At 65.9% G+C, this 10,218-nt stretch carries 9 protein-coding genes and 2 pseudogenes; all 11 read left to right on the top strand.

Going from position 1 to position 10,218, the window contains the following annotated elements; all coding sequences use genetic code 11:
* Window positions 1–415, top strand: a pseudogene (locus tag V6M46_RS07325) (ABC transporter ATP-binding protein); the annotation flags it as partial.
* Window positions 416–468: 53 nt separating this feature from the next.
* Complete coding sequence (locus tag V6M46_RS07320) at window positions 469–1,188, top strand: MlaE family ABC transporter permease (protein ID WP_332663351.1); 720 nt, start codon at window positions 469–471, stop codon at window positions 1,186–1,188.
* A 2-nt stretch (window positions 1,189–1,190) separates the two neighbouring features.
* Window positions 1,191–2,036, top strand: coding sequence for an MlaE family ABC transporter permease (locus tag V6M46_RS07315; protein ID WP_442880470.1), 846 nt, complete (start codon window positions 1,191–1,193; stop codon window positions 2,034–2,036).
* Between the two features lie 3 nt (window positions 2,037–2,039).
* Window positions 2,040–3,473, top strand: coding sequence for an MCE family protein (locus V6M46_RS07310; protein WP_332663347.1), 1,434 nt, complete (start codon window positions 2,040–2,042; stop codon window positions 3,471–3,473).
* Window positions 3,470–4,555: an MlaD family protein gene (locus V6M46_RS07305; protein WP_332663345.1), complete on the top strand. Its 1,086-nt coding sequence runs from the start codon at window positions 3,470–3,472 to the stop codon at window positions 4,553–4,555. Before V6M46_RS07310 ends, V6M46_RS07305 begins: the two co-directional genes overlap by 4 nt.
* Complete coding sequence (locus tag V6M46_RS07300; protein ID WP_332663343.1) at window positions 4,552–5,550, top strand: MCE family protein; 999 nt, start codon at window positions 4,552–4,554, stop codon at window positions 5,548–5,550. The genes V6M46_RS07305 and V6M46_RS07300 overlap by 4 nt, the downstream gene beginning before the upstream one ends.
* Entirely contained in the window at window positions 5,550–6,716 is a 1,167-nt protein-coding gene (locus tag V6M46_RS07295; protein WP_332663342.1) for an MCE family protein, read from the top strand. Before V6M46_RS07300 ends, V6M46_RS07295 begins: the two co-directional genes overlap by 1 nt.
* A gap of 7 nt (window positions 6,717–6,723) precedes the next feature.
* Window positions 6,724–8,073 carry an MCE family protein gene (locus V6M46_RS07290; protein WP_332663340.1) on the top strand — a complete coding sequence of 450 codons (1,350 nt, stop codon included), beginning with the start codon at window positions 6,724–6,726 and terminating at the stop codon, window positions 8,071–8,073.
* On the top strand, window positions 8,070–9,293 hold the full coding sequence (locus V6M46_RS07285; protein ID WP_332663339.1) for an MlaD family protein: 1,224 nt from the start codon (window positions 8,070–8,072) through the stop codon (window positions 9,291–9,293). Before V6M46_RS07290 ends, V6M46_RS07285 begins: the two co-directional genes overlap by 4 nt.
* Before the next feature lie 59 nt (window positions 9,294–9,352).
* On the top strand, window positions 9,353–9,862 hold the full coding sequence (locus tag V6M46_RS07280) for a hypothetical protein (protein ID WP_332663337.1): 510 nt from the start codon (window positions 9,353–9,355) through the stop codon (window positions 9,860–9,862).
* Window positions 9,859–10,218: pseudogene (locus tag V6M46_RS07275) on the top strand (hypothetical protein); the annotation flags it as partial. The gene V6M46_RS07280 and the pseudogene V6M46_RS07275, both read left to right, overlap by 4 nt.

The following is a 10,218-nucleotide window of genomic DNA, read 5'->3' as shown; positions in this document are numbered from 1 at the left end:
GTTCATCGACCTCAACGCCCAGATCGATGCGACATTCCTGATCGTGACGCACGACGTCAACACCGCACGCACCGTGCCCGACAACATCGGGCTGCTCTACCACCGCCACCTGGCGATGTTCGGCCCGCGCGAGATGCTGCTGACGTCGTCCGAGCCCGTCGTGGCGCAGTTCCTCAACGCCCAGACGGTCGGCCCGATCGGCATGTCCGAGGAGAAGGACGCCGACGAGCTCGCTGCGGAGCAGGGCATCGAGATGCCCCCGCTGCCGCCCGTCCCGCTCCAGCTCGAGCCGTCCGACGGCCGTCCCCGCCGCGCCCAGCGCGAGGCCGGGGCCTGGTGCCGCGACAACGGAGTCACTGCCCCTGCCGGTTCTTTCGGAGAGAAGATGCCGCTGGCTGCCGGCGGTGTTGCGTGAGCGCTACCGTTGTTGCCGGCCCCGCGAGGGTTGCTGGCAATCTGTTCGCCTTCATGCTGGACGTCGTGGTGGCGTTGTTCCGCCGCCCGTTCCAGCTCAAGGAGTTCCTGCTCCAGTCGTGGTTCATCGTCAAGGTGACGATCGTCCCGACGGCGTTCGTCGCCATCCCCTTCGGTGCGGTCATCGCGCTGCAGGTCGGTGGCCTCATCAAGCAGTTCGGCGCCCAGTCGTTCACGGGCTCGGCCGCCGTCCTCGCGGTCGTCCGTGAGGCCGGCCCCATCGCCTGTGCACTCCTGATCGCCGGCGCCGCCGGATCCGCGATCGCCGCTGACTTCGGCGCGCGCCGCATCCGCGAAGAGCTCGACGCCATGATGGTGCTCGGCATCGACCCGATCCAGCGTCTCGTCGTGCCGCGCGTCCTGGCCTGCATGCTGGTCGCGGTCTTCCTCAACGGGCTCGTCACGGTCGTGGGCGTTGCCGGAGGCTACGTCTTCAACGTCGTGCTGCAGGACGGTACGCCGGGCTCATACCTGGCGTCGTTCACCGCCCTGGCCCAGCTACCCGACATGTATCAAGGGATGGTCAAGGCCCTGATCTTCGGCTTCCTCGCGGCGATCGTGGCGTCCTACAAGGGCATGAACGCCAAGGGTGGCCCCAAGGGTGTCGGTGACGCGGTCAACGAGGCCGTCGTCATCACGTTCACCCTGCTGTTCATCGTCAACTTCTTCATCTCGGCCATCTACATCCAGCTCGTGCCGCCGAAGGGGATGTGACGATGTCTGACAAGACAGCCATGTCCACCATCGCCGGACTGCCGGGCCGGATGAGCGACTCGCTCGACGACCTCGGTCGCCAGATGCTGTTCTACATCCGGGTCTTCGCCTCGGTCCCGCGCACGCTCAAGCACTACGGCAAGGAGATCGTGCGGCTCCTCGCCGAGGTCGCGCTGGGCTCCGGCTCGCTGGCGGTCATCGGCGGCACGGTGGGCGTCATCACGGCGATGTGCTTCTTCACCGGCACCGAGGTCGGGATCCAGGGCTATGCCGCGCTCGACCAGCTCGGCACCTCAGCGCTGACCGGATTCGTCTCCGCCTACTTCAACACCCGTGAGATCGCGCCGATCGTCGCCGGCATCGCGCTCGCCGCGACCGTCGGCTGCGGCTTCACCGCTCAGCTCGGCGCGATGCGGATCAGCGAAGAGGTCGACGCCCTCGAGGTCATGGCGATCCCGTCGCTGCCGTTCCTGGTGACGACGCGGGTCATCGCCGGCCTCATCGCCGTCGTCCCGCTCTACATCGTCGGACTGCTGTCGTCCTACTTCGCCACGAGACTCACGATCACCCAGATCAACGGGCAGAGTGCGGGCACCTACGACCACTACTTCGGCACGTTCCTGCCACCGACCGACGTGTTGTGGTCCTTCGCCAAGGTGCTGATCTTCGCGGTCGTCGTGATCCTGATCCACTGCTACTACGGCTACTACGCCAGCGGCGGACCCGCCGGTGTGGGTGTCGCCGTGGGACTCGCCGTACGTACGTCGATCGTCGCGATCAACGTCGTCGACCTGCTTGCCTCCATGGCGATCTGGGGCACCAACGTCACCGTGAGATTGGCGGGCTGAACCATGGCTCGTATCTCCGTGCTCGAGCGGTCCAGCACCCTCAAGGTGCTGGGCGCGGCCTTCATCGCGCTGATGTTGTTCTTCCTGTGGGTGACCTGGGCGTTCTTCACCAAGGCGTTCGTCGACTACGACGCAGTGACCCTCAAGACCACCACGACGGGTGTCAACCTGCCGCAGAACGCCGACGTCAAGCTGCGCGGCATGATCGTGGGCGAGGTCCGCGAGGTCGAGCCCGACGGTGACGGGGTCAAGCTGCTGCTCGCGATGAACCCCAAGCTCATCAAGGACATCCCCAAGGGTGTGACGGCGCAGCTCATCCCCAAGACGCTGTTCGGCGAGAAGTACGTCGCGCTGATCCCGCCGGAGCAGGAGAGCGGCGAGTCGCTGCAGGCGGGTGACACGATCACGAAGGCCGACGTGCCGATCGAGGTCGAGACGCTGCTCAACGACCTCTACCCCTTGCTCGACGCGGTCGACCCGGCCAGCCTGTCCTACACGTTGAGCGCCGTCTCGACGGCCCTCGAAGGCCGGGGCGAGCAGCTGGGCAAGACCCTGGTCCAGACCAACAGCTACCTGCAGAAGACCAACCCGGACGTGCCTCAGCTGATCGACGACCTCACCAAGCTCGGCACGGTGTCCGACGGCTATGCCGATGCGATGCCCGAGCTCGGCCGGCTGCTGCGCAACAGCGTCGTGACCGGCAACACGATCGTCGCCAAGAAGTCGCAGCTGACGGCATTCTTCGACGAGGCAACGGGCCTTTCCGACACGTTGACGACGTTCACCAAGGACAACGGAGACAACATCAAGGCGCTCAACAAGCTGGGTCGCCCGATCCTGGAGACGGTCGGCGAGTACTCCACGACGTTCCCGTGCTTCCTGGCCTCGATGCGCACGATCGTTCCCCGGCTCGACAGCGCCTACCGCGATGGCATGCTGCACATCAACATCGAGGTCATCGCGCAGCCCGACGCCTACGACGCCAACGAGAACCTCAGCGTGTCCCAGAAGACGTTCGACGACGCGTCGTCGGGCGCTCCCGCCAAGAGCGGCAAGGACATCAGGGCCGACAACGCCGCCGCGCCCACCTGCCTCGACCTCAACGAGATCAACAAGGGCCCGGCCCAGGAGAAGAAGTACTCCTCGCAGGCCAACCCGTTCAAGATCCCCGCCGACGTCTACAAGCTCGTGGGCATCAAGAAGTCGCACGCCAAGTTCGGCTCCGACGCGGACTACGCCAACCGCGCGGCGGTGTCGGGCCTCTCGCTGCAGGACCTGGTCCAGCCCAGCATCACCGGGGTCGACTCCGAGAGCGAGCGTGCCGAGCTCAACATCCTGCTGGGTGGCAGCCTCGGCATGCAGCCGTCGACCGTCCCTGACATCGGGTCGCTGCTGATCAGCCCCGTCCTGCGTGGAACGGCGGTGGAGCTCAAATGAAGCAGATCGACCGCGAGTCCATGGGCGCCCTCGTCAAGCTGGGCTTCTTCTTCGCCTTCACCGGCATCTCGACGCTGATCCTGGCGCTGACGCTGAGCAACGGCTCGTTCGGCGACCGCAACGAGTACAAAGCGGTCTTCGGCGACGTCACCGGTATGGCCAAGGGTGACGACATCCGCATCGCCGGCGTTGCCGTCGGCTCGGTCAAGAAGATCGAGATCGTCAAGCGTGACAAGGCGCTCGTGACGTTCGGCGTCGACTCGGACGTCCCGTTGACCGACAACACTCACGCGACGATCAAGTTCCGCAACCTCGTGGGGCAGCGCTACATCGCCCTGGCGCAGGGTTCCGAGGGCGCCAAGACGACACTCAAGCCGGGCAGCACGATTCCCGAGAGCCGTACACAGGATGCGTTGGACCTCAACGTCCTGCTCAACGGCTTCAAGCCGGTCTTCCAGGCGCTCTCGCCCAACGACACCAACAAGTTCGCGTACGAGATCGTGCAGACGTTGCAGGGCGAGAGCGGCAACATCGAGAACCTGCTGGCCCGGACGTCCTCGTTGACCAACACGCTCGCAGGACGGGACCAGCTCATCGGTGACGTCATCACCAACCTGAGCGAGGTGCTCGACACGGTCGGCAGCCGTGACCGGGAGCTCACCGAGACGATCGACACGCTGCAACAGTTCGTGACCGGTCTCAAGGACGACCGCAACGCGATCCTCAACTCGGTCGACTCGATCTCTGACCTGAGCGATGAGACCGCCGACCTGCTCGTGCAGGGTCGGCCGGCGCTGAGCGAGGACATCAAGCAGCTCAACTCGCTGACCAAGAACCTCAGCACCAAGAAGAACCTCAACACGATTGAGAACTCGATCAAGATCCTGCCGATCAAGCTGCAGAAGATCGGCAACGCGGCATCGAGTGGCGCCGAGTTCAACTTCTACCTGTGTGAGTTGAAGGGCAGCATCACGATCCCCGCCATCGCCGGCATCCTGCCGGAGACCAAGGTCGACCTGGGCGGCCCCGAAGGCCTCCATACCGGCGGCCCACGTTGTGAACAGCCGGGGTACACGCAATGAAGCCCTTCCGCGAGCGCAATCCCGTCGTCATCGGCGTCATCGGCATCGCCGTGATCGCGCTGATGATGCTGGGCGCCTTCCGCGCCGACCGCCTGCCGATCATCGGCAGCGGCGACACCTATCACGCCGACTTCGCCGAGGTGGGCGCCCTCAAGGCGGGCAATGAGGTCCGGGTCGCCGGGATCTCCGTCGGCAAGGTCCAGGGCATCGAGCTCAAGGGCAACAAGGTGCGCGTCACGTTCAAGATCGACAAGGGCACCGAGTTCGGCACCGAGACCGGTGCTGACATCCGCATCCGTACGCTGCTGGGTGCCGAGTTCCTCGCGCTGACGCCCAAGGGGCCGGGACAGCTGCCCAAGGGCAGCGTCATCCCGCTCGAGCGCACGATCGCGCCCTATGACGTCGTGCAGGCGTTCTCCGACCTCAGCAAGACCACCGACCAGATCGACGTCCCGCAGCTGTCCAAGGCGCTGGACACCCTCGCCGAAGTCTCATCGAGCACGCCGGAGGAGTTCCGCGGGGCCATCAAGGGCGTCTCCGAGCTGTCCCGCAACCTGGCGGCCCGCGACGACCAGATCAACACGCTGCTGGTCAACCTCAAGAAGGTCTCGGGTGTCCTCAACTCGCGCAACACCGAGCTCGTCACCCTGTTCAAGGACTCCGACGTGCTGTTCCAGGCGATCAGTGAGCGGCGCGACTCGATCCATCGACTCCTCGTGTCCACGCAGACGATCTCGAAGGAGCTGCGCGGCCTGGTCAAGGACACCCGTTCGGACCTCAAGCCGGCGCTCAACCAGCTCGATGTCGTGACCACGATGTTGCGCAAGAACGAGGCGAGCCTCGACGAGGCGTTGCGGACGTACCCCGGATTCCTCCGGGTGTTCTCCAACCCGCTCGGCACCGGTCCGTGGTTCGACACCTATCTCGGCGGTACTGCCTCAGGTGCAGGCCTCCGTGCGCAGATCGAGGACGCACTACAGGGAGGGGGCAACTGATGAGTCCATCTGGATTGGCGCAGCGGTTTGCCGGCATCTCCAAGGTGCTGACGGCATTCGTCGTGCTCGCTCTCCTCGCCGCGGTGGCGCTCGTCGTCAACAACGGCGACGGCAAGCGCTACATCACGATCGACTTCGAGCAGACCAACTCGGTCTACAAGGGCTCCGACGTCAAGATCCTCGGCGTGCCGGTCGGTGAGGTCGTGAGCCTGACGCCGCGCGGCGATGTCGTACGCGCGAAGGTCTCCTACAAGGGCGACGTCAGGCTGCCCGACGATGTCAAGGCCGTCGTGGTCTCACCGTCGATCGTCGGTGACCGGTTCATCCAGCTCGCCCCGGCGTACGACGGGTCGGGAGCGATGCTCAAGAACAACGCCTACCTGCCGGTCCAGCGCACCGCCGTACCGGTCGAGCTCGACCAGATCTATCAGTCGCTCGACGATCTCTCGGTCGCCCTGGGGCCGGAGGGGGCCAACAAGGAGGGGTCGCTCAGCAACCTCATCGACGGCACCGCCGCCCAGCTCGACGGCCAGGGCGCGCAGCTCAACGAGACGATCCACAACTTCGGCAAGCTCAGCACGACGCTCTCCAACAACAAGGAAGAGCTGTTCGGCAGCCTTCGCGAGGTGGAGGAGTTCGTGAGCCTGCTCAAGACCAACGACGAGGCGGTCCGCTCGTTCAACGACAGCACCGCTCAGGTGTCGACGGTGCTGGCCGGTGAGCGCGACGACCTCAAGGAGACGCTCAAACAGCTCAGCCTGGCGCTCGTCGACGTCAACTCCCTGGTCAAGGAGAACCGCGGCAAGCTCCGCAGCAACGTCGACAACATCGCGTCGCTCGCGGCGCTGCTGGCCAAGCACCAGGCCGAGCTCGAGGAGACGACCATCAACGGGCCGACCGCGCTGACCAACGTCGCACTCGCCTACAACGGCACGTCCGGAAGCCTCGACACCAGGAACGACCTTCCCGAGCTGCTGTTCGGTTCGGCGACGGATCCCAAGACGTTCGTCTGCAACCTGCTCGGCGAGTCCGTGCAGGACGGCGCGTGCAAGACGCTGACCGACCTCATCCCCGATGTCCAGCCGCGTACGGCAGCCGCTTCGTCCGCGCCCGTTGAACCCGACCGGGTCAACGAGTCCCTCGCCGACATGCTGGCGGTGAAGTGACATGAACATGAGACTTCTTCGCACCGGCGTGATCGCCAGCGCCATGGCACTGCTCGTCAGCGGCTGCGGCTTCTCGCCCTACAAGCTCCCGCTGCCCGGCGGCGCAGACCTGGGCAGCGACCCCTACACCGTCAAGGTGCAGTTCCGCGACGTGCTCGACCTGGTCCCGCAGAGCGCGGTCCGGGTCAACGACATCGCCGTCGGCAAGGTCACCGACGTCAAGCTCACCGGCTGGACGGCGGTCGTCACGATCAAGGTCAACGGTGACTCCAAGCTGCCCGACAACGCCGAGGCCACGATTCGCCAGACCAGCCTCCTGGGCGAGAAGTTCGTCTCGCTCGCGGCGCCGAAGACCGGTGCTGTGGGCAAGCTCAGCGACGGCGACACGATCCCGTTGGACCGCTCGAGCCGCAACCCCGAGATCGAAGAGGTCCTCGGCGCCGCGTCACTGCTGTTCAACGGTGGTGGGCTCGAGAAGACCAACACGATCGTCAGGGAGCTCAACGATGCGCTCGGCGGCAACGAGCCCGAGATCAAGGAGCTGATCGGTTCCACGACGTCGTTCATCACGCAGCTCGACAACAACAAGGCCGCTCTGCTGACCTCGCTCGAGAAGATCAACCGGCTCGCGGTCGCGACGAACGACCAGAAGGCCGCGATCACGGGTGCACTCGACGACCTCCCGGATGCGCTGCGGGTTGTCAACGACCAGCGCGACGACCTCGTGAAGCTGCTCGAGTCGCTGTCGAGGCTCAGCGATGTCGCCACGGGTGTGATCCGTGACTCGAAGGCCGACACGGTCGCCAACCTCCGCGCGCTCGTGCCGACGCTCACCAACCTCGCCAAGGCCGGCGACGACCTGGCCTACGGGACCAAGGCCCTGCTGACCTACCCGTTCTCCGACGGCTTCGTGGGCAACACATATGCCGCGGCCTCCGGCAAGTGCAAGGACGGCTCGCCGGCGCTCAAGGAAGGCGTGTGCTTCGGCGACTTCTCCAACCTCTCGCTCGGCATCGACATCGGTGCCAACCAGCTGCAGACCATCCTGGACGGCTATGCGGCCCAGGCCGGGCTCGGCGACACCGCAGGCGAGCCCACCGGCGCCGGGACATCGGCAGATCCCACCCAGGGCCTGGTCGACCTGGTCACCGGCCTGGTTCCGGAGTCGGGCGGCTCGGGTCTCCCCGGCCTGACGCCGGAGGAGACGGATGGAGCGTCCGAGCCCACACCCAGTGCCACGCCGACACCGAGCAGCGGCGGCATCTGCTCCCTGCTGGGCACGTGTCGCACGGCGGTTGCCAGCGCTTCGCAGAGCGATCTCGAACGAATTCTCGTGGAACCGGTGGTGGCACCATGATCTCCAGGCTCACCAAGATCCAGCTGGTGATCTTCGCGATCGTCACGGTGCTGGGCGGAGCGTTCGTCGGTGGCCGCTATGCGCAGGTCGACCGGCTCGTGGTGGACCGCACCTTCCCGGTGTCGGCCCAGTTCAAGGACTCCGGCGGCATCTTTTCGGGCGCCCAGGTGACCTACCGCGGCATCCCGGTGGGCAAGGTCGGCAAGCTCGAGTTCAAGGACAACGGGGTCAATGCGAGGCTCGACATCGAGGACGACGCCCCCAAGATCCCTGCGGACGTGCTCGCGGTCGTGGCCAACAAGTCGGCGATCGGTGAGCAGTTCGTCGACCTGCAGCCGCGGACCAACTCCGCGCCCTACCTGCACGGTGGTTCGTCGATCGCACTCAGGAACACCCGCATCCCGATCGACACCACGACGCTGCTGGTCGACATCGACAACTTGGTCTCGTCGGTCAACACCGACAGCCTGCGCACCATGGTCGACGAGCTGGGCCAGGCATTCGAGGGCACGGGCCAGGACCTCGGGACGATCCTCGACACGTCATCGGAGTTCATCCAGGCCGCTGACGACAACATCGAGGTGACCCGCGCCCTGATCAACAACTCGTCGTCGGTCCTGCAGACGCAGATCGACAAGCAGGGCGAGCTGGACACGTTCTCCAAGAACCTCGCGCTGCTGTCCGACAGCCTGGTCGAGGCGGACCCGGACCTGCGCCGGTTGTTCGACGAGGGAAGCGACAGCGCGAAGACGCTGAACGCGGTCGTCAACGAGAACTCCGCGGACCTCGGCAACGCGATTCGTGACCTCGTCACGGCCAACAAGCCGCTGTCGGAGAACGTGCTCGGCCTCCAGGCGATCTTCATCCTCTACCCCTACCTGCTCGAGGGCTCGTTCTCCGTGCTCGACAAGGTGCCCGGCACCGACGACTACAACGCGACGTTCGGCCTGGTTCTCTCGGGTGGGAATCCCCCGCCCCCGACCTGCACCTATGACCAGAATCATGGGGCTGCGTCGGGCTATCGCGAGCGCCGGGAGGAGGCGGTCATCAGTGACCGTGCCTTCGATACGAACCTGGACTGTAAGGTCGAGGACAACCACATCGCACGGCAGCCGTCCAAGACCGTGCTCAAGCGGTCAGCCGCATCGGAGTCGGACGCCCCCGTACCCGCTGGAAAGGACTCCTGGAAGTGGCTTCTGCTCGACCCGGCCCAACCGTGACCCAAGGGTCCGGCCGCTCTCGAGTCATCGCTCTCCTGGTAGTCGCCACGGCAATCGGCGTGGTGCTCTCGGCTGTTGGTGGCATCCTGCTCGTCCTGGATCCGTCCGGGAGCGACGGTGACTCCAAGGACCGCAATGCCGTGACCTCCCGGGCCAACGACTTCGCGGTGGCCTACAACACGTACGACGTCGTCGACCTCGCGGACTACCAGAAGCGACTCAAGGGTCTGCTCACGCCGGCCTACAACAAGCAGTTCACGCAGGTCACCGACGCGGTGTTCAAGGCGTTGGAGTCCAAGAAGCAGAAGAGTGGCGGCGCCAAGGTGCTCGGCACCGCGGTCGAGAGCATCGACCAGGACTCCGCCGTCGCGATCGTCGCGGTCGACGCCAAGATCACCAACACCGACAACGACGCCGAGGTGCTCCGGCACTTCCGCTGGAAGCTCTCGTTCGAGAAGACCGACGGGAAGTGGCTGATCTCGAACTTCGAGAGCGTCGCCCCCGTCGAGGCCGTCGCCACGCCGGACCCGTCGGCGAGCCCCAGCGCAACCGAAGGCGGTGCCGAATGAGCGACTCGACCGGACCCACCCGCCGTCGCCGGATCGCGGGGGAGAGCAAGCCCGCAGCACCGGCCAAGAGGCCGCCGGCCCCCAAGGTTCCGTCGCGGAAGGCCGCGGCCAAGAAGGCGGCGAGGCAGCAGGTCGCGCCGCCCGTGGCGCCGCCTGCCAAGACCATCGCGACTCCCAAGGCTGCGCGCGCGCCGAAGGTTGCCGCCCCGTCGGCGACGGAGGAGTCCGGCGACCGGAGCAATGGCGCTCCGCTCTGGCTCGTGCTGGTCGCAGCCGTGGCGATCATCGCCGGAGTCCTGCTCACGGTCTTCGGTGTTCAGCACCGACTCAGCGGGGGAGGCGGCGACGATCTCGAC

This window comes from Aeromicrobium sp. (assembly GCF_036676885.1).
In the GTDB taxonomy this organism is placed as follows: domain Bacteria; phylum Actinomycetota; class Actinomycetes; order Propionibacteriales; family Nocardioidaceae; genus Aeromicrobium.
The sequence above is the reverse complement of the archived record's forward strand: the minus strand, read 5'-3'. Positions and strand labels throughout refer to the sequence as shown.

Excerpts from the sequence above, each read along its gene's own strand:
- V6M46_RS07315 (WP_442880470.1), top strand. The coding sequence starts at position 1,191 with ATGTCTGACAAGACAGCCATGTCCACCATCGCCGGACTGCCGGGCCGG.
- V6M46_RS07310 (WP_332663347.1), top strand. The coding sequence starts at position 2,040 with ATGGCTCGTATCTCCGTGCTCGAGCGGTCCAGCACCCTCAAGGTGCTG.
- V6M46_RS07300 (WP_332663343.1), top strand. The coding sequence starts at position 4,552 with ATGAAGCCCTTCCGCGAGCGCAATCCCGTCGTCATCGGCGTCATCGGC.
- V6M46_RS07285 (WP_332663339.1), top strand. The coding sequence starts at position 8,070 with ATGATCTCCAGGCTCACCAAGATCCAGCTGGTGATCTTCGCGATCGTC.
- V6M46_RS07320 (WP_332663351.1), top strand. The coding sequence starts at position 469 with ATGCTGGACGTCGTGGTGGCGTTGTTCCGCCGCCCGTTCCAGCTCAAG.
- V6M46_RS07290 (WP_332663340.1), top strand. The coding sequence starts at position 6,724 with ATGAGACTTCTTCGCACCGGCGTGATCGCCAGCGCCATGGCACTGCTC.
- V6M46_RS07295 (WP_332663342.1), top strand. The coding sequence starts at position 5,550 with ATGAGTCCATCTGGATTGGCGCAGCGGTTTGCCGGCATCTCCAAGGTG.
- V6M46_RS07305 (WP_332663345.1), top strand. The coding sequence starts at position 3,470 with ATGAAGCAGATCGACCGCGAGTCCATGGGCGCCCTCGTCAAGCTGGGC.